The 19,985-nt window shown below is 23.0% G+C and carries 22 protein-coding genes; 17 read left to right on the top strand and 5 right to left on the bottom strand.

The genetic code is table 4. The features are described from left to right. Window positions 1-28 precede the first annotated feature (28 nt). From AAHM79_RS00765 to AAHM79_RS00755, 3 genes are all read left to right on the top strand, one after another. Window positions 29-1,423, top strand: a complete 1,395-nt coding sequence (locus AAHM79_RS00765; RefSeq protein WP_342257850.1) for a peptidase M17 — start codon at window positions 29-31, stop codon at window positions 1,421-1,423. 148 nt (window positions 1,424-1,571) lie between these two features. After that, window positions 1,572-1,952 (top strand): helix-turn-helix domain-containing protein, encoded by a 381-nt coding sequence (locus AAHM79_RS00760; protein WP_342257849.1) that lies wholly within the window; start codon window positions 1,572-1,574, stop codon window positions 1,950-1,952. Next, window positions 1,936-2,520: an IS30 family transposase gene (locus AAHM79_RS00755; RefSeq protein ID WP_342257848.1), complete on the top strand. Its 585-nt coding sequence runs from the start codon at window positions 1,936-1,938 to the stop codon at window positions 2,518-2,520. Before AAHM79_RS00760 ends, AAHM79_RS00755 begins: the two co-directional genes overlap by 17 nt. A 219-nt stretch (window positions 2,521-2,739) precedes the next feature. On the opposite strand, the gene AAHM79_RS00750 is transcribed toward AAHM79_RS00755, so the two are convergent. The 3 genes from AAHM79_RS00750 to AAHM79_RS00740 all read right to left on the bottom strand — a co-directional run bounded on the left by AAHM79_RS00750 (window position 2,740) and on the right by AAHM79_RS00740 (window position 5,771). After that, window positions 2,740-3,360, bottom strand: coding sequence for a ribonuclease H family protein (locus AAHM79_RS00750; protein WP_342257847.1), 621 nt, complete (start codon window positions 3,358-3,360; stop codon window positions 2,740-2,742). 159 nt (window positions 3,361-3,519) lie between these two features. Further along, a complete protein-coding gene (locus AAHM79_RS00745; RefSeq protein WP_342257846.1) occupies window positions 3,520-4,488 on the bottom strand; it encodes a BspA family leucine-rich repeat surface protein in 969 nt (322 codons plus the stop codon). A 332-nt stretch (window positions 4,489-4,820) separates the two neighbouring features. Then, window positions 4,821-5,771, bottom strand: coding sequence for an IS30 family transposase (locus AAHM79_RS00740; RefSeq protein ID WP_342257845.1), 951 nt, complete (start codon window positions 5,769-5,771; stop codon window positions 4,821-4,823). A 234-nt stretch (window positions 5,772-6,005) separates the two neighbouring features. Here AAHM79_RS00740 and AAHM79_RS00735 point away from each other — a divergent pair, with 234 nt between their 5' ends. The 3 genes from AAHM79_RS00735 to AAHM79_RS00725 all read left to right on the top strand — a co-directional run bounded on the left by AAHM79_RS00735 (window position 6,006) and on the right by AAHM79_RS00725 (window position 8,339). Beyond that, window positions 6,006-6,149 (top strand): hypothetical protein, encoded by a 144-nt coding sequence (locus tag AAHM79_RS00735; protein WP_342257844.1) that lies wholly within the window; start codon window positions 6,006-6,008, stop codon window positions 6,147-6,149. 637 nt (window positions 6,150-6,786) lie between these two features. After that, window positions 6,787-7,236, top strand: coding sequence for a hypothetical protein (locus AAHM79_RS00730; RefSeq protein ID WP_342257843.1), 450 nt, complete (start codon window positions 6,787-6,789; stop codon window positions 7,234-7,236). Window positions 7,237-7,388: 152 nt separating this feature from the next. Next, window positions 7,389-8,339: an IS30 family transposase gene (locus tag AAHM79_RS00725; protein ID WP_342257842.1), complete on the top strand. Its 951-nt coding sequence runs from the start codon at window positions 7,389-7,391 to the stop codon at window positions 8,337-8,339. Window positions 8,340-8,376: 37 nt separating this feature from the next. On the opposite strand, the gene secA is transcribed toward AAHM79_RS00725, so the two are convergent. Continuing rightward, window positions 8,377-10,761 (bottom strand): preprotein translocase subunit SecA, encoded by a 2,385-nt coding sequence (secA, locus tag AAHM79_RS00720; RefSeq protein WP_342257841.1) that lies wholly within the window; start codon window positions 10,759-10,761, stop codon window positions 8,377-8,379. A 440-nt stretch (window positions 10,762-11,201) separates the two neighbouring features. Further along, the gene (locus tag AAHM79_RS00715) at window positions 11,202-12,152 is read right to left on the bottom strand and encodes an IS30 family transposase (protein WP_338979395.1); all 951 of its coding nucleotides are present in this window, start codon (window positions 12,150-12,152) and stop codon (window positions 11,202-11,204) included. Between the two features lie 124 nt (window positions 12,153-12,276). Here AAHM79_RS00715 and AAHM79_RS09595 point away from each other — a divergent pair, with 124 nt between their 5' ends. The 11 genes from AAHM79_RS09595 to AAHM79_RS00660 all read left to right on the top strand — a co-directional run bounded on the left by AAHM79_RS09595 (window position 12,277) and on the right by AAHM79_RS00660 (window position 19,982). Then, on the top strand, window positions 12,277-12,507 hold the full coding sequence (locus AAHM79_RS09595; protein WP_425289547.1) for an IS3 family transposase: 231 nt from the start codon (window positions 12,277-12,279) through the stop codon (window positions 12,505-12,507). 40 nt (window positions 12,508-12,547) lie between these two features. Next, a complete protein-coding gene (locus AAHM79_RS00705; protein WP_342257840.1) occupies window positions 12,548-14,167 on the top strand; it encodes a lipoprotein in 1,620 nt (539 codons plus the stop codon). Between the two features lie 55 nt (window positions 14,168-14,222). Beyond that, window positions 14,223-14,705, top strand: coding sequence for a hypothetical protein (locus tag AAHM79_RS00700; protein ID WP_342257839.1), 483 nt, complete (start codon window positions 14,223-14,225; stop codon window positions 14,703-14,705). 92 nt (window positions 14,706-14,797) lie between these two features. Then, window positions 14,798-15,235 carry a hypothetical protein gene (locus tag AAHM79_RS00695; protein WP_342257838.1) on the top strand — a complete coding sequence of 146 codons (438 nt, stop codon included), beginning with the start codon at window positions 14,798-14,800 and terminating at the stop codon, window positions 15,233-15,235. A gap of 76 nt (window positions 15,236-15,311) precedes the next feature. Continuing rightward, a complete protein-coding gene (locus tag AAHM79_RS00690) occupies window positions 15,312-16,262 on the top strand; it encodes an IS30 family transposase (protein ID WP_338979395.1) in 951 nt (316 codons plus the stop codon). Between the two features lie 1,867 nt (window positions 16,263-18,129). After that, a complete protein-coding gene (locus AAHM79_RS00685) occupies window positions 18,130-18,261 on the top strand; it encodes a hypothetical protein (RefSeq protein ID WP_338958910.1) in 132 nt (43 codons plus the stop codon). 12 nt (window positions 18,262-18,273) lie between these two features. Next, window positions 18,274-18,795: a hypothetical protein gene (locus AAHM79_RS00680; RefSeq protein WP_342257837.1), complete on the top strand. Its 522-nt coding sequence runs from the start codon at window positions 18,274-18,276 to the stop codon at window positions 18,793-18,795. Window positions 18,796-18,929: 134 nt separating this feature from the next. Continuing rightward, window positions 18,930-19,094, top strand: coding sequence for a hypothetical protein (locus tag AAHM79_RS00675; RefSeq protein WP_338957566.1), 165 nt, complete (start codon window positions 18,930-18,932; stop codon window positions 19,092-19,094). 2 nt (window positions 19,095-19,096) lie between these two features. Continuing rightward, window positions 19,097-19,534: a hypothetical protein gene (locus AAHM79_RS00670; protein ID WP_338957565.1), complete on the top strand. Its 438-nt coding sequence runs from the start codon at window positions 19,097-19,099 to the stop codon at window positions 19,532-19,534. Further along, window positions 19,524-19,817: a hypothetical protein gene (locus AAHM79_RS00665; protein ID WP_338957564.1), complete on the top strand. Its 294-nt coding sequence runs from the start codon at window positions 19,524-19,526 to the stop codon at window positions 19,815-19,817. The genes AAHM79_RS00670 and AAHM79_RS00665 overlap by 11 nt, the downstream gene beginning before the upstream one ends. Before the next feature lie 3 nt (window positions 19,818-19,820). Further along, window positions 19,821-19,982, top strand: a complete 162-nt coding sequence (locus AAHM79_RS00660; protein WP_338957563.1) for a hypothetical protein — start codon at window positions 19,821-19,823, stop codon at window positions 19,980-19,982. Window positions 19,983-19,985 lie beyond the last annotated feature (3 nt).

Here is a 19,985-nt window from a genome sequence, read left to right as displayed (position 1 = left end):
TTTAATATTACCATTTAGGAGTGAAAATATGGATAAAAATATTCTACTTAATGTTAGTAGTAAACTTGAATTAAAATTAAAATTAACAGCGGTATTTGCTGATAAAGTTCCTCATGAATTGATTGCTAAAGAAAAAAATAAATTAACATTAATTTCTGAAGATAAAACTTATTACCTATATTTAGGTGATAGTAAGGGCTTAACTCGTAATGATGTTTATAATTTTTTTGTAAATTTTAGTAGTAATAATAGTCAAGATTTGGATATTGATGTCAAATCTTTTGTTACGAGTAATTTAGATGAAAGTATACTTTTACAAACTATATATGAAGCATTATGATTCGGTACTTTTAAAGAATATACTTTAAAAAGTAAAAACAATGAAGAAAAAAAAGTTAAATATAATGTTGTTTCAACAGCAAAATTCCCTAAATATACTTCACAACAACAAATCGAAATTCAAGGAGAAAGTATTAATTTAGCACGTAATTTCCAAGATATGCCACCTAATTTGTTATATCCCGAAGTTTTTGCAAAAAAAATTCAAGATGCAGCAAAAGGTATTAAAAATTTATCAGTAAAGGTTTTAGGACAAAAAGAAATAACAGAACTAAATATGAATTTATTATTAGCAGTTAATGCTGGAAGTAATTTTGATGCTCGTGTTGTTGTTTTAGAATATAAAGGTGATCCACAGCATGCCGATGATATTTTAGGATTAGTTGGTAAAGGAATTACTTTTGATAGTGGTGGTTATTCACTAAAACCTTCTTCAGCAATGAAAGGTATGAAATTTGATATGTCGGGTGCAGCTAGTGTATGTAATGCTGCCATTGCTGCTGCTAAATTACAATTAAAAATAAACTTTGTAGCTGTTGCTTGTTTAACAGAAAATAAGATTGGTAGTCATGCTACTTTAGTAGAAACAGTCTTTACTTCAATGAATGGTAAAACTGTAGAAATGAATAATACCGATGCCGAAGGAAGGTTGGTATTAGCAGATGGTATGACATATGCTTTACGTAAAGGAAAAGCAAATCGTATTATTGAATTATCAACTTTAACTGGTGCAATGCTAGTTGCATTAGGTAGTTATATGACTGGTGCTTTTGCTACTGATGATAAATTATTTAATGATTTTGATTTATCATCACAACAAACTAATGAAGAAATTTGAAGAATGCCAATTCATCAACAAAATATTTTAAATATGCGTTCATCTAAAATAGCTGATTTAAGTAATCTTTCTAAAGATCCATATGGTGGTTCATCAAATGCTGCTGCATTTTTAAAAGAATTTAGTGAAGATAAACCATTTTTACATTTAGATATTGCGGGAACTGCTTATAAAAATGATCGTGGTATGGGTGTATTAATTAAAACATTAGTTCAATATATGAAAAATTATAGTACAAGTAAATAAAGTTATAAAAAGGAATAATCATAACAATTATTCCTTTTTTATTTGCTGAATTATACTTGTAAGTGCAAGTAAATAAAATTGCAAAAAATTCTCATATAAAAATTTCATAATGCTAAATTTAGTTTAGAAAAAAGTAAGGAGTTTTTATATGAGTTATAAACATCTTGACATAGATGAAAGGATTTATATTGAGAATCAATTGAAATTTAAATTTAAAATTAGTGAAATAGCTAAAAATCTTAATCGAAGTATTAGTACTATTATTCGAGAAATTAATAGAAATAAAGATAATAATCATTATTTTTCATTAATTGCACAAAATAAAGCTGAAAATCGAAAACAATCACATATTAGTTTTCATAAGTTTAAAAATAAGAATTTAGTAAAATATGTACAACAAAAATTACTATTAGGTTGATCACCTGAACAAATTTATGGCAGAATTAAAAATTTTCATAAAGAGTGAGTTATTAGTTTTAAAACAATTTATACTTGAATTTATTTTGGAATGCTTGATACAGTTAAGTAAAAATTTAAGAAGAAAAGGTAAAAAACGAAAATCTAAAGAAAATCGTGGCAAGTTTAATGGTAAATCAATTAAAGAACGAGATATAAATGTTAATGATCGTATAACACTTGGTCATTGAGAAGGAGATACTATAGTATCATCACGAGGTAAAAGCAAATCATGTTTAATAACTTTAGTTGAAAGAGTATCACGATTTACTTTAGCAATATTAGTTAAAAACAGAACTACTAAAGTTATTAATAAAAATGTCAGTTATTATTTATCAATTCTTCCTAAAAACATTGTTAAAACTATTACTTTTGATCGTGGCAAAGAATTTTCAAATTGACAACAACTTGAAAAAAATTTAGATGTAAAAATTTATTTTGCCAATCCATATTCACATTGACAAAGAGGTACTAATGAAAATACTAATGGTTTAATTAGAGAAAAATTTCCTAAAAAATTTATTTTTTCAAAAACTAATAAAAATGAAGTTCATAAATTTATATTGTCTTTAAATCAAAGACCGAGAAAAATACTAAATTATCTTTCACCAATCGAATATTTGGATAGAAAAATAATTTAGTTGCACTTACCTTTACAATTTAGCAAAACCAAAAAGAGCACCAGTAAAACATCCTGAAAGCACTGTTATAGCTGAAGTAATATCAAATTCAAGAATATTTTGTTCTCTTTTTTGATATAGATCAGAAAGAGTAAACAAACTACCTCCAATAATATTTCCTAAACAAGTTGCTAATATTATTTTTTTTATTAATCATATTATTTACCACCTTTTTAACATTTAAATTATTGGTTTAGACATTTTTTTTAAATTAAATGCTTTTCAAGCAAGAGCATCTGCTTCATCATTATATATATTACCACTATGACCTTTAACTCATTTAAAATAAACATTAACATCTTTTGCTATTTTATCATAAAATGCTTTATATGCCTTTGTTTCTACTTTAGTAGTTTTTCATTCACCAGTACATCATTTATTAATTCCAACATAATCATGACAAATTAAAATTGATTTTATATGATTTTCCAAAGCTAACTGCATTGCCTTTTGTGCACCCATTATTTCTCCAGCAACATTTCTTAATTTTGCTCAATTTTCATCATCAAATTTTTCATAAAATATATCTTTTTTGCCATTATTTAAGAAAACAAGTCCATAAGAAAATTGATTAATTTCTTCTTTAAAACTACCATCAGTATATGCTATTACTTCATATTTATAGTGATTTTCAGATTTTATTTGAATTTTATCATCTAAATAATCTTGAGCTTCTTTTTTAGTTGCAAATTTTTTATACTGAGCACCAGCATAACCTCTAATTTGTGTTTCACATTCATTCCAGTTTTCAAATATTCCAATGACTCTACCTTTTTTTACTGCATAAAATTTACTTGCCATAATTATGACTCCTCTATTGTTTATTTTAATTTTACAATAATATTAAATTTTATCTAATTAAAATTACAACTAAAAGCAAAAATATTGCTAATGCTAATTAGCAAGTGACTTTACTAATTAAATAAAATGGCACAAAAAAATATTTATTATTTTAAAATTTTAATTTTTAAATTTGGGTCATTTGTTAGGATCATTTTCAAATCCTGAATTTTTAGCAAATCATCCATGTCATAATACTTCATTTACATTTCATTTTGATAAGTCTTTATTAAATAAAGAAGCTTTATAAAACATATAACACATATCCACCACTTTTGAAGTATCTCACTTCGAAATATCTTGATTAAATGCCACTGCTCCAGCAAACATACAACGCATGCTTGTAACATCATTTACAATTCATTTTGAAATATCTTGATTAAATGATAAACAATTTCGAAACATATTATTCATATTTGTTACATTATTATCATAGAGTAAATTTGTAATATTACCATTAAATAACGAAGCACCATAAAACATTGAACTCATATCTCTCACATTAATTATATTTCAAGATAAATTTTGATTAAATGATAAAGCACCATAAAACATTGCATGCATAGTTGTTACATTAACTACATCTCAGTTTGAAATATCTTGATTAAATTTTTTTGCTCCAGCAAACATTGAACTCATATTTGTTACGTGTGCAATATTTCAACTTGATAGATTTTGATTAAATGATGAAGCATTACTAAACATATAACTCATATCTACTACATTTGATGTATTTCATTTTGAAATATCTTGATTAAATGCTCTTGCATCCATAAACATATTTTTCAAAGATCTAATTTCTGATGGTAAATGATCAGATACTTTTTCTATTGTTACTGGCATTTTAACAACTTGAATTATTCCTTCTCGATTTTGAAAAAATCCAATTTGAATAACCTCTTTGCTATTTATATTTGATAAATCTACTTCACTCGTTTTCACTTGTTTTCCATCTTTGTCAATGTAAATTGTATCTTGCTGAATTTTATTATCTAAAAATTGAATTTTTTGTGAACTTGTATTTAAAATAACATTAGTTAAATTACCCGTAATTGCTAAAATACTTAATGTTGTTAATAATGATTTCATAATTAATCACCCTCCAAGTTTTCTCCAATAACTTCTTAAAATTTAAGAAGATAAATATATTTTAGTATTTTTTAAAAAAATAAATAAATAATAAGTTATAAAAAAACAAAGCATTACAATTATCTTTAAATTTAAATTAAATAAAAAGTTATCAATGTACTTGCAAAATGTTCACCGATAACTAAACTATTTTTAAATTGAAACTATTTTTTATTATTAAATTAATAAATAAAATAAAATACCGGCACTAATGATATTGAAATTAATAATGATAAATATTTTTTCATAAATTAATCCTCCTCAATTTTGCTAAATTGTAAAGGTAAGTGCAACTAAATTATTTTTCTATCCAAATATTCGATTGGTGAAAGATAATTTAGTATTTTTCTCGGTCTTTGATTTAAAGACAATATAAATTTATGAACTTCATTTTTATTAGTTTTTGAAAAAATAAATTTTTTAGGAAATTTTTCTCTAATTAAACCATTAGTATTTTCATTAGTACCTCTTTGTCAAGGTGAATATGGATTGGCAAAATAAATTTTTACATCTAAATTTTTTTCAAGTTGTTGTCAATTTGAAAATTCTTTGCCACGATCAAAAGTAATAGTTTTAACAATGTTTTTAGGAAGAATTGATAAATAATAACTGACATTTTTATTAATAACTTTAGTAGTTCTGTTTTTAACTAATATTGCTAAAGTAAATCGTGATACTCTTTCAACTAAAGTTGTTAAACATGATTTGCTTTTACCTCGTGATGATACTATAGTATCTCCTTCTCAATGACCAAGTGTTATACGATCATTAACATTTATATCTCGTTCTTTAATTGATTTACCATTAAACTTGCCACGATTTTCTTTAGATTTTCGTTTTTTACCTTTTCTTCTTAAATTTTTACTAGTAACTTTATCAAGCATTCCAAAATAAATTCAAGTATAAATTGTTTTAAAACTAATAACTCACTCTTTATGAAAATTTTTAATTCTGCCATAAATTTGTTCAGGTGATCAACCTAATAGTAATTTTTGTTGTACATATTTTACTAAATTCTTATTTTTAAACTTATGAAAACTAATATGTGATTGTTTTCGATTTTCAGCTTTATTTTGTGCAATTAATGAAAAATAATGATTATTATCTTTATTTCTATTAATTTCTCGAATAATAGTACTAATACTTCGATTAAGATTTTTAGCTATTTCACTAATTTTAAATTTAAATTTCAATTGATTCTCAATATAAATCCTTTCATCTATGCCAAGATGTTTATAACTCATATAAAAACTCCTTACTTTTTTCTAAACTAAATTTAGCATTATGAAATTTTTATATGAGAATTTTTTGCAATTTTATTTACTTGCACTTACAAGTATAATTCAGCAATTCAGCATTTAAAATAATATAAATTTTAATATATAAAACACTTAAAATATAAAAAAATAATTAATAAAATGATAAAACAGAAATCATGTAAAATGTATAATATAAATTTAAAGGGGGTTAATTAGATTATGCCAATTATTACAACTAAATGCTATATTTCATCATGTGAGAAAGAATATACATTTGACTCTTTATATCGTGATAAATTTATATATTGCAGTGGTAAATGTTATCAACAAGCATTCAATAATACAGTAACAAAATATACATAAAAATAATAAGTTAGTTTTGGAGAGATATTATGAAAAAAGAAAAATTAATAGAATTGATTAACAATAAAATATTATAAGGTTTTTAAAAATGAAAAAAAAGATATTTAAAGAAACTGTTGATGATAATTATTCAACAAAGAAAAGTATTAACTATTATAATAATTGAATGATTATAATTTTTTCATGATTAACAAGTGTAACTTTACTAATTAGTTGAGTTTTATGAATTATTTTCTTTAAAAGAGAAACTACTGATTTATTAATCCTTATTGATAATTTAATCACTAAGAAATTTTTTAAATTCAATTTAACTTTTCCAACTCTGACAATTGCAGTATTGGTTTTTGGTTTCATAATTTTAGGTGTTGTTGCCTTTCCTTTTATTTTTTTAAAAAATAATGATTTTATTTCCTTAATATTAACTAGAATTATGTTATGAATATCATTATTTTTTATTATTGGATCAATTTGATTTTTTTCCTTTGGCGGATATGTTGCTTTTTATAAATTTGCTTCTACGATAACTATTCGGAAAAAACTATTTTTCATTATTCCATGAGGATTAGAATTTTTTTATTTTATAGTTTTAATAATTTCTTGTATATGCTTTATTAAAAAAAGTAGAAAAAAGAAATATATGTCACTAGAAGCAAAAGCACTATATTCACAAAATGAAATTAATCAAAACATAACTTCTTCAACAAATAATGAAGAAGAAGAAACAATATGAACACCACAACAAATTGAAGAAGTATGAAATAAAGGAGAAATTATTAATAATTTTAATCCACAATTATACCGTCGAGATTATGCGGGTGCCTTAATGTTTTGACATAATTTTATTGCACAACCGAAGCTTAATGATCCAATTGAAAGTTTAAATTGAACTATTGTTTATGAACGCCCCACCAAAGCAGATGGAACTAATTATATTAAAAATTTAGTACCCATGAATAATAGTAATGCTGTTACTAAAGGTAATAATTTCCCCCATTGAACAACTTCAGTCACTTATGACAGTAAAAAAAATAAAAACATATTTAAAAAGAAGTCATGAAAACATAAAGAAAAAAATCAAATAGAATAAAAAAACATATTTAAAAAACTAAGTATTTTAATACTTAGTTTTTTAAATGCTGAATTATACTTGTAAGTGCAAGTAAATAAAATTGCAAAAAATTCTCATATAAAAATTTCATAATGCTAAATTTAGTTTAGAAAAAAGTAAGGAGTTTTTATATGAGTTATAAACATCTTGGCATAGATGAAAGGATTTATATTGAGAATCAATTGAAATTTAAATTTAAAATTAGTGAAATAGCTAAAAATCTTAATCGAAGTATTAGTACTATTATTCGAGAAATTAATAGAAATAAAGATAATAATCATTATTTTTCATTAATTGCACAAAATAAAGCTGAAAATCGAAAACAATCACATATTAGTTTTCATAAGTTTAAAAATAAGAATTTAGTAAAATATGTACAACAAAAATTACTATTAGGTTGATCATCTGAACAAATTTATGGCAGAATTAAAAATTTTCATAAAGAGTGAGTTATTAGTTTTAAAACAATTTATAATTGAATTTATTTTGGAATGCTTGATAAAGTTACTAGTAAAAATTTAAGAAGAAAAGGTAAAAAACGAAAATCTAAAGAAAATCGTGGCAAGTTTAATGGTAAATCAATTAAAGAACGAGATATAAATGTTAATGATCGTATAACACTTGGTCATTGAGAAGGAGATACTATAGTATCATCACGAGGTAAAAGCAAATCATGTTTAATAACTTTAGTTGAAAGAGTATCACGATTTACTTTAGCAATATTAGTTAAAAACAGAACTACTAAAGTTATTAATAAAAATGTCAGTTATTATTTATCAATTCTTCCTAAAAACATTGTTAAAACTATTACTTTTGATCGTGGCAAAGAATTTTCAAATTGACAACAACTTGAAAAAAATTTAGATGTAAAAATTTATTTTGCCAATCCATATTCACCTTGACAAAGAGGTACTAATGAAAATACTAATGGTTTAATTAGAGAAAAAATTCCTAAAAAATTTATTTTTTCAAAAACTAATAAAAATGAAGTTCATAAATTTATATTGTCTTTAAATCAAAGACCGAGAAAAATACTAAATTATCTTTCACCAATCGAATATTTGGATAGAAAAATAATTTAGTTGCACTTACCTTTACAATTTAGCAAATAAAGATTGATTATCCAATTTTAGTTTTAGTTTCAACATTACTTGCTAATACTGTATCCAATACATCTTGACCACCACGGACCTGATGTTGTTCTGGATCAATGCTATGTAACATAATAATAACTTGATGAGCAACATTGATTTTCATACGATTAAATAATTTTGAAGCTTCCTCAATATAAGCTTGTAAGGGATTTAACTGCGCATAACCACGCAAATGGATTCCTGCACGCAGTTTACTTAAAGCATCAATGTGATTAGTTCAATATTGATCAAAAGTTTGTAAAATAACACTATTTTCAATTTGTTTTATAATAACATCATTTAACTTTTCTCTTTTTTCAAGATAAAAATTATAAGATTTTTCAACAATTAAATCAATATTTTCTTCAGTACTTAATCGATTTAACTTTTCTGCTATTAAATCATTAGGCTTAATTAATTTATTTTCAATACCTTTAACTAATTCATCATAATCAATAAACTGTTCTCTACCAACAACTTTATTAAAAATATTTAGTAAATCACGTGCTACTGTTCTGTGCATATTTTTGATTAAATCTAATAAATCATCAGCAAGTAAAATATTATCACGTTGATGATATGTAGCTTCACGATGCTGAGCAATAACATTATCATAATCTAATAAGTTTTTTCGTGCATCAAAATTCATACCTTCAATTTTTTGTTGTGCTCTAGTAATTGATCTAGTTAACATTTTTGATCTAATATAGTCTTCACCTAAACTTGCAAAAGCTTTTTTTAATTTTTCACCACCAAAACGTAACATCAAATCATCTTCAATTGAAACATAAAATCGTGAAAATCCAGGATCACCTTGTCTTCCGGCTCTTCCACGTAATTGATTATCAATTCTTCGTGCTTCGTTTCTTTCGGTACCTAATACAGCAAGGCCACCAAGTTCAATAACACCCTTACCAAGTTTAATATCAGTTCCACGTCCTGCCATATTAGTTGTTAAAGTAATTGATCCTTTTTCACCAGCTCTAGCAATAATATCAGCTTCACGAGCATGATTTTTAGCATTTAAAATCTCATGCTTAATTCCTTCCAAAGTTAACATATTAGCAATTCGTTCTGATACATCAACATTAGCAGTACCAATCAAAATTGGTTGTCCTTTAGTATGTCGTTCTTTAACTTCTGCAATTAAAGATTTAAATTTAGCATTTAATGAAGCAAAAACATGATCGGGTTTATCTTCTCGAATAATTGGTTTATTAGTAGGAATCTTAATTACTCTCATATTATAAATTTTTACAAATTCTTCTTCTTCGGTTTTAGCAGTTCCTGTCATACCACTTAATTTATTATATAAACGGAAAAAGTTTTGATAAGTAATAGTAGCTACTGTTGTTGTTTCTTGTTGAATTGTAACATTTTCTTTAGCCTGTAAAGCTTGATGAAGTCCATCACTATATACTCTACCAGGCATTAATCTACCAGTAAACTGATCAACTAGCACAATTTCACCATCTTTAACAACATATTCTACATCTAATTTGAAAACATGATTAGCACGAAGTGCATTTTGAATATGATGAAATAATTCCGAGTTATCAATATCAAATAAATTTTTTAAATTCAACTGTTTTTGAGCTTTATTAACACCCGTTACTGTTAATGCAATTTGACGTGATTCTCAATCAATTTTATAATCTTCAGGTATTAAAGTTTTTGCAAAAACATCTGATGCTTGATATAAAGGAGTACGATTTTTTGAACCACCAGAAATAATTAAAGGTGTTCTTGATTCATCAATTAAAACAGAGTCCGCCTCATCAATGATAGCATAATTAAGCTGACGTTGAACTTTTTCTGGATAAACCTTAACCATATTATCACGCAAATAATCAAAGCCTAATTCCGAATTAGTTGTATATGTAACATCTTTTAAATACGCTTCACGTTTTTGATTAGTAGAATGATCACGAAGACTAACGCCAATAGTAATTCCCAAAAATTCTAAAATTGGTCGATTTAATTCAGCATCTCTTGCCGCCAAATATTCATTAACAGTAATAACATGAACACCTTTACTACTTAAAGCATTTAGATAAATTGGCATCACAGCAGTTAAAGTTTTTCCTTCACCAGTTCGCATTTCAGCAACATCACCATTATGAAGAACAATACCACCAATTAATTGAACAGGATATGGATGTAATCCACTAATTCTTCGTGCTGCTTCTCTAATTGTCGCAAAAGCTTCAACTAAAATATCATCTAAAGTCTCACCTTCTGCCAATCTGGTTCTGAATTTAACTGTTTTATTTGCTAATTCTTCATCTTTAATTTTTCTCATGGTTTCATCAAGGCTAATTATTGCCTTAACTTGTTTATTAATTTTTCGTAAAATTTTACGATCTCACATAAAGTAAATCACCATTTTTTTCTTTATTATTACTTATACTTATTATTACTTGTAAAGTAATAAAATCTTTATTATTTTAACATAAAAAAACTTAGAAAACTTAGTACCCAAAAAAAAATTGTATTTATATTATATTTTTTTCTTTCTCTTCGAAGTTAGAAAAAATAATTTACTATAATTATTTTAATTACTATAAAAAACTTGATTATTATATGATTTAATATTACTTTTATTAAAAGATTCCTTGTTAATTTCTGATTTTGTAAGTTCAATAAAATTAATTTTAGATTCTAACATTTTATTTAAACTTCATTGATTACTTTTTTTTCTAATTTTCTCTTCTACAAAAATTTGATTTTCTTTAATTATTAATGAACTAGTTTTTAGTTTATTAATAATTGGAATTCTTATTACTTGCTAAATTGTAAAGGTAAGTGCAACTAAATTATTTTTCTATCCAAATATTCGATTGGTGAAAGATAATTTAATATTTTTCTCGGTCTTTGATTTAAAGACAATATAAATTTATGAACTTCATTTTTATTAGTTTTTGAAAAAATAAATTTTTTAGGAAATTTTTCTCTAATTAAACCATTAGTATTTTCATTAGTACCTCTTTGTCAAGGTGAATATGGATTGGCAAAATAAATTTTTACATCTAAATTTTTTTCAAGTTGTTGTCAATTTGAAAATTCTTTGCCACGATCAAAAGTAATAGTTTTAACAATGTTTTTAGGAAGAATTGATAAATAATAACTTACATTTTTATTAATAACTTTAGTAGTTCTGTTTTTAACTAATATTGCTAAAGTAAATCGTGATACTCTTTCAACTAAAGTTATTAAACATGATTTGCTTTTACCTCGTGATGATACTATAGTATCTCCTTCTCAATGACCAAGTGTTATACGATCATTAACATTTATATCTCGTTCTTTAATTGATTTACCATTAAACTTGCCACGATTTTCTTTAGATTTTCGTTTTTTACCTTTTCTTCTTAAATTTTTACTAGTAACTTTATCAAGCATTCCAAAATAAATTCAAGTATAAATTGTTTTAAAACTAATAACTCACTCTTTATGAAAATTTTTAATTCTGCCATAAATTTGTTCAGGTGATCAACCTAATAGTAATTTTTGTTGTACATATTTTACTAAATTCTTATTTTTAAACTTATGAAAACTAATATGTGATTGTTTTCGATTTTCAGCTTTATTTTGTGCAATTAATGAAAAATAATGATTATTATCTTTATTTCTATTAATTTCTCGAATAATAGTACTAATACTTCGATTAAGATTTTTAGCTATTTCACTAATTTTAAATTTAAATTTCAATTGATTCTCAATATAAATCCTTTCATCTATGCCAAGATGTTTATAACTCATATAAAAACTCCTTACTTTTTTCTAAACTAAATTTAGCATTATGAAATTTTTATATGAGAATTTTTTGCAATTTTATTTACTTGCACTTACAAGTATAATTCAGCAATGATAAAATTTTACATCATTAATCCAATTAAAATTAGAATTATTTGATTATATCAACTGATACAACAACATAAGAATCCACAGCATTCTAAACTACTTAACTCCAGTTAAAGCCAAAAACAAATGTCTACCAAAAAATAGTCCTAAAAAGTGTTACCATTCCAATTATCAATTCTTTCTCTTTTTTTCTTTCTTAACTAATTATTTATGCAGTAAGCATATATGAAGATTTATTTTAGAAATATTGTAAAATTTTAATAACAAAATTTAGAATTTAGGGGGTAAAAGATATGAAGAAATTACTTAGTATGTTAGCAGTAATAACTTTAATTGGAACAGCAAGTACAAGTGTTATTGCTTGTGGTGGTGGTCAAGAACCAATAAGTCCAATAATTAATAATGGGAATAGTATACAAGAATTATTAATTAAAACACAAGATAAAATTAAAGAAGGATTTGGAGATTTAACAAATTCAAATGCAAATTTATTTTTTCAAGATGAATTTGTATCAGGTAAAGATTATTTTAATATTTTAAAAAATCTTTCTTCTGAAAAAGAGGTAATTATTGATAATATTAATTTTATTAATGCTTTTACTAAAAGAATACAAAAAATAATTAATATTAATATTACTAATAAATTAATACTTGATAATAATTTAAGATTATTATTTAATGGAATATCAAATGATGATATATTAAAGATTTCTACTAATAGAAGCAATTTTAAAAAAGTTCCTTTTAAATGAAAAAAAGAAGAAGTTAATTTTGGCATTCAAAATTATAGTCCAGATAAATTAAATATAGAATTTTGATATTCTATTAAAATAAATTTAAATTTATTATTATCATATAAAGATGATAATAATAAATTGCAAAATAAAGATCTAAATCAAGAATATATTATATATTTTGCAAACACAGGTGCAAATATATTTTCAGTAATTCAAGCAGCCTCATTAGAAATTAAAAATAAAATAGAAGATTATCTTGTGAATATTGATATAACTAAAGATAATCATAACATAATTGATAAAGCTAAGGAAATTTTACTTAGAATATTAAATAATAACAAGATTGTTATTAATGAAAGTACCTTTTTGGAAAAAAATGATGTAAAAATTAAAAAAAATCTATATAATGAAGCAAATCATTTTTATAATGCATTTAATAAATTAAGGATTGATTCAATAAATTACTTAAAAGAATATTTTAATATAATAGTTGAAGATTTTAAAAAAGATTTAGATAAATGAATTGATTCGAATTTAAGTAGCACAACAAAATCAAAAATTGAAAAAGATAAATCAAATATTAAAAATTTTGGAAAAATTTCATTAAATAATTGAACTATTTCAGGTTTAACCTTAGAAAGAATTAATTTTAATTTTATTACAATTCGTAAAAATCAGACAAGACAAGAATGAGTAAATTTTGTATCTCAAGCATTAGGAAAAATTTTTTCTTTAGATGGTTTTATTAAAATCCCATTTAGTATTATTAACAAAGAAAATGCATTAATTATGTATATGGATAAAACAGACTTTAATTCATATGTTTCTGAAAATAAAAGTTTATTCGATGTTAGTAATTATTTTAGTGAAAAAATTAAAGAAAAAGCAATAACAGAAGGAGTAATTTCTAATAATACAGAATTTAGAATACTATTAAATGGTTGCTGAAAAGAAGATGCAACTTTGAAAAATTCTGAATTTATTCGAAACATAGATGCTTCTACACTAGAAGTAATTAAAAATCCTTTAAATTATTATTCTTACTTAAATATTACTATTGACGATTTTAGTTTTATTTTTGGTAATAAAAAAACTAGAGATAATACAAATAAAAATAATTATATAACATTTGATAAATGAATAATTAAAAAATCAGATAGTAATATTTGAAATTAAAAGTAATATATAACAAATTATAGGTTTAATAATAAATTTAAAAAGAGGATTTTTTATGAAAAATAAAAGTAAATCTTGAATTAAACTTTTTGAATTAATTTTATTTAAAATTAATCATTCTTTCATTACAATTTTTTTATTTTTATTTTCATTATTATTTTCTTTAATAAGTTCTTTAATTTTATTTTCTTTAAATTTATCAAATGATATCATTTTTAATGATTTTCAATATTATTTTATTATTTTTTATAACATTCTTTTATTTATTTTTGTTGTAATGAATGCTATAAAAATATTTGGTATTCCAATTGAAGATAGTTCTTTTTTACTTTTAATTACAAAACCATATTCAAGAAAAAATATTATTCTAACACAATATATTGTTCTTTTTTTTAATAATTTCATTTTTATTTTATTTAATTTGATAGTTTTATTAATAATAGCTGCCACTTTTGGTTTTATATTTAATGAACAATATTTAATTTTTCATGTTATTACTATTTTTAAATTTTTTGTTTTTTGTTTAGTATTTTATTAACTATTGCTGTTGTAGTATTATTAGCATTTATACACTCACAACCTGTTTTTTTAATTTTTAGTATTTTTTGTAGTTTATTTTTATTGGGTGGTTTGCCTTATTCATTTAATAAAATAAAAACTGATAACATTATTTTGAGTTTTAAAAATAATGACTCATATAATGTAAGACAAATTAAAAATTCAATTTTGTTTAAGGAAAATTTAAAAAATAATTTAATTAAATATCATAATTTAACAAAAAGTATTTTTACTTTTTATTCTGGATTAACTTCTTTAGAATTAAGTGACATTAATTCAGAAAATGTTATTAATAAAAGAATTAATTTTTATAGAAGTTTAGGACTTATTTATCAAGATTCTTTAGTCAAAAAATTTGAAGGCAAAGTTACAATATGAAGACCAGTAGATTATATTAATAAAACTATCATATTACAAATAACTTTTAATAGTTATTTTAAAGATTTAGATTTTTTAAAATTAAACTTAAATAGTAATAAAATGCTGAATTATACTTGTAAGTGCAAGTAAATAAAATTGCAAAAAATTCTCATATAAAAATTTCATAATGCTAAATTTAGTTTAGAAAAAAGTAAGGAGTTTTTATATGAGTTATAAACATCTTGGCATAGATGAAAGGATTTATATTGAGAATCAATTGAAATTTAAATTTAAAATTAGTGAAATAGCTAAAAATCTTAATCGAAGTATTAGTACTATTATTCGAGAAATTAATAGAAATAAAGATAATAATCATTATTTTTCATTAATTGCACAAAATAAAGCTGAAAATCGAAAACAATCACATATTAGTTTTCATAAGTTTAAAAATAAGAATTTAGTAAAATATGTACAACAAAAATTACTATTAGGTTGATCACCTGAACAAATTTATGGCAGAATTAAAAATTTTCATAAAGAGTGAGTTATTAGTTTTAAAACAATTTATACTTGAATTTATTTTGGAATGCTTGATAAAGTTACTAGTAAAAATTTAAGAAGAAAAGGTAAAAAACGAAAATCTAAAGAAAATCGTGGCAAGTTTAATGGTAAATCAATTAAAGAACGAGATATAAATGTTAATGATCGTATAACACTTGGTCATTGAGAAGGAGATACTATAGTATCATCACGAGGTAAAAGCAAATCATGTTTAATAACTTTAGTTGAAAGAGTATCACGATTTACTTTAGCAATATTAGTTAAAAACAGAACTACTAAAGTTATTAATAAAAATGTCAGTTATTATTTATCAATTCTTCCTAAAAACATTGTTAAAACTATTACTTTTGATCGTGGCAAAGAATTTTCAAATTGACAACAACTTGAAAAAAATTTAGATGTAAAAATTTATTTTGCCAATCCATATTCACCTTGACAAAGAGGTACTAATGAAAATACTAATGGTTTAATTAGAGAAAAATTTCCTAAAAAATTTATTTTTTCAAAAACTAATAAAAATGAAGTTCATAAATTTATATTGTCTTTAAATCAAAGACCGAGAAAAATACTAAATTATCTTTCACCAATCGAATATTTGGATAGAAAAATAATTTAGTTGCACTTACCTTTACAATTTAGCATTCTCCTTTATTGATAAAATTATCTAAATATTTATTATATATTAAGTGTTTTTTGACTATTATTTTTAATTGATATTTCAAATTTTATTATACTTTTTTCTATCATTTCTAAATGCTTGTCACACATTTTAAAATCACCAGTAATGGTTTCTTTAACATCTTTAATTTTCAAAGTTTTAAAACACTCTTTACAACGTAATAATCACGCTATATCTTTTCCATCAACTTTTTGATAAAACCACCACCTAAATAATATGTCTTTAAAACGAGCATATTTGCTGTTTTTATCGATGTTTAAGAATATGAATGGTTTTTTATATTCATATTCTTAAATCCAACACTTTTTAATTATTCAAACACCATATTATTAGACATTGTTACATGTTGTTTACAAATTTGATTTTTCTTTTTAGTGAAAAATATTTATTAAATTTTTCACCTAAGGTTTTAATATAAAACTTTCATTCTTGATTGTTAGTTTTTATTCATAAAGTTTCATTTATCATTTTTTGTAAATCTCACACTTGAAACACCAACATCGAAGTTTTAGAAATAAAATAAGCATTACAATTACCGTTTAAATTATTTTCTTTTAATCATTTTTGATAAGTTGATAGCAGCTTTTGTTCTTCTTGAGTTAATTGCATAATTTTTATGCATATATACCTCTTACTTTTAAAGTATATAATCATTTTATCCTATTTTCTAAACTATTTTAAACGGGTTCTAACTAAAATTTGATATTGGACTAGTACTTTGTTCAGATAATCTATTTTCCTTATTATTAGGTTCTTTTTGTAATATTTTTTCTATTGAAAAGGAAAAAAATGAATTAGTGTTATTATTAGTTTTTTTAAGTTTTTTATTTTCATGTCAAAGATCATCATTTTCAAGTTCTAAATTATCTCAATTTTTGTTATATTGAGTTATTTCTTTTTCAGAATTTGAATTTTCTTTTTTTAATTCATTGAATTTTCTTTTTAATTCATTAATTTTTTTCTTTTGGTCATCGTAATTTTGATAACTTGGTAAATACGAAAAATTCTGATAATTAAATTCATTTTGATAACTTGGTAAATACGAAAAATTCTGATAATTAAATTCATTTTGATAACTTGGTAAATTATTAATTATATTTAAAGATGTTTGATTATTTATTAAATTTTTATTTTTTTCAAATGAAGATAAATTGGAAATATATTGATAATGTTGATTTTCAAAATTTAATTTTATTTCAATCAGATTTGATATTTTATTATCTGGTTCAAAGATTTCACCATTTCTATTAATTTTAGGGAGCGTACCGAAGATGTCGATAAATAAAAATTTTTAAAAATAACTCCTTTCTTTTTTAAACTATTAAATTAAAAAATAAATGACAAAAGACGAGAATAAAATTCTTGTCTTTTTTTGTAATTGTAAAATTTTAAAATTTTTAATAACCGTCTTTAGCACTATTATCAACACGTGTTAGGGAAATAAAAAAGTGAACTACAACATAGTTGTTAAAAATAGTAGCTAGCATGTGGACTTGCATGGATAAATAAAAAGTGGAGTGATACCTAATAAAATATACTAACCAGAAATGGTAATTCTTGGGGTGGGAGCGAATTGGAAACTAGTATATATAGACCCGGAGTGGGGACCAACTATTATTCTTTATTTAACCAACCTTGCCACTACCAAGTGAGCAAGTGTTGGTTTTATTTTTTATTTTTTTTTGAAAAATTTTTGGGCGAGAAAATAAATTTCAAACTTGTAAAAAAAATTGAGCGGGACCGGTTCAATTAAAATATTAATTTGCTAAACGCAAATTAAATAAATATTGAATCGAATGCCTCAATGTTTTTTAAAATTTCACAATTTATTTTTGAGCCCAGAATTGCTGGAATGAATAAAACAAATAGTAGTATTATTAATAATCTAAGAATAAAAATATATGTTCTTTATGCTAGAAGCAACAGAACATATTAGGAAAGGATTATTATGCAAATAGAATTTAAAAAAGAACAAATTGTTAAAGATAAACCACAATCTATTCTTATTGATTATGTTGAATATAAATTATCTCTTCCAAAATGAATGATTAAAAATAATTCTTTTATTGTTGATAACAGTTGCACATATTGAGTTTTTAATTTAGAAAATATTAAAAAAGAATTAAGTGGTAATGAATTAATAAAGTTATTAGAACCATATATTAAAGACCAAAAAATAACTGTTAATAAACCAACTGCTCCAAAAGAATATTATCTTATTAATGATATAAAACTTGAACAATTAACATTTTATGAACAGCATAATAGTTGATTTATGGGTGAAATAACAGATAACAAAACTAAAATTACTAATCCTTGTTTTAAATATAACATTACGTGAGAAGAAAACCGAAAAGGTTTTAAAATAAATAATCCATATAAACATGATGATTTACCAATTAATTATATAGTTACTTCTTATAAGGAAATTTCAACTCATAATGAAAAAGTATTTTTGTTGAACATGTAAACAAAATAAATTAGATTATTTATTCTTTAATACTAATGATATAAAAACAAGAAAATATTTTTTAAGAGATAAAAATAGTAAAGCAATTTGTTATGACTGTATTTTAAATATTAGGTTAAGTAGGAGGTATAAATATGAATAAAGAAAAAATACTTGAATATCTTAAAGATGAATGAGAATGAAATAAAGAAATGAGAGACGATGAAAAAGTAACTAAACTTTGAAAAAGTTGTTTTAATGGAAGATTAAATCTTATATCTCAATTAAATCAAAAAATTAAAAATGGTGAATTTGATTAATAATGCAATATGACTTAATTATTGGGATTGACCCCGCTGGTATTGGTAATAATGGAATTGTTATATATTCAAATGAAACAAATAGGATTATTTATACAGAAACATTCAACACAACACATGTTTTTGAAAGTAAAAATCGTTATAAAAGAATATTATCAATAATCAAAGAACAATTTTTTGAAAACAAAATATTAGTTATTGTAGAAAATTTCTTTTTAAGTTCAAAACAATTATTAACTAATCCATTAGCAACTCCTAAAATTATTGGTTCATTAATGGTATTAGTACAAGATGTTTTCAACTGAGATTATCTAGAAAACCAACCAAAAAATAAAAATAAAATAACAAATTATAAAGGAAATATAAAATTAACAAAACATGAACAAGATGCATATAAACACATTCAATACTATTTAAGGAATTATAAAAATGAAAGATAAAGCCAATTATGTCAAATTAACAGTAAAACTAAGTAACACTATTGAAGCAAAATATTACGAAAAAGGTAATAAAGAATTATATTATAGTGTTCGTGGTCAATGAAATGGTTTAAACTATGTTACTTTAATTTTTAATAATCCAAAATTTTATAACCGATGTATTTTATTAAACAAAAACGATGAAATTATTGTCACTGGTCAAATTTTTAATACTTTAAACATTCCTAAAAATCGTGTATTTTGTTCAATTAATGTTAAATGATTTAAAAAATGAAAAGAGTAAAAAATGATATGATGAGAAATTTTATTAATAGCACCAATATTAATAACAAGTATAACACTAATAATATTTTTAATATTTATTATTAAAGAATTAAAAAATGAATATAAAGTATTAAAAATATTAAGTGAAATTGCTAATCAAATTGAAAATAAGGAGAATAAATAATGA

The sequence above is a fragment of the Spiroplasma endosymbiont of Nomada ruficornis genome, assembly GCF_964030795.1.
Classification (GTDB): Bacteria; Bacillota_I; Bacilli_A; order Mycoplasmatales; family VBWQ01; genus Spiroplasma_E; species Spiroplasma_E ixodetis_A.
Note: the sequence above shows the minus strand (reverse complement) of the source record. Positions and strands in the feature narration are given on the sequence as shown.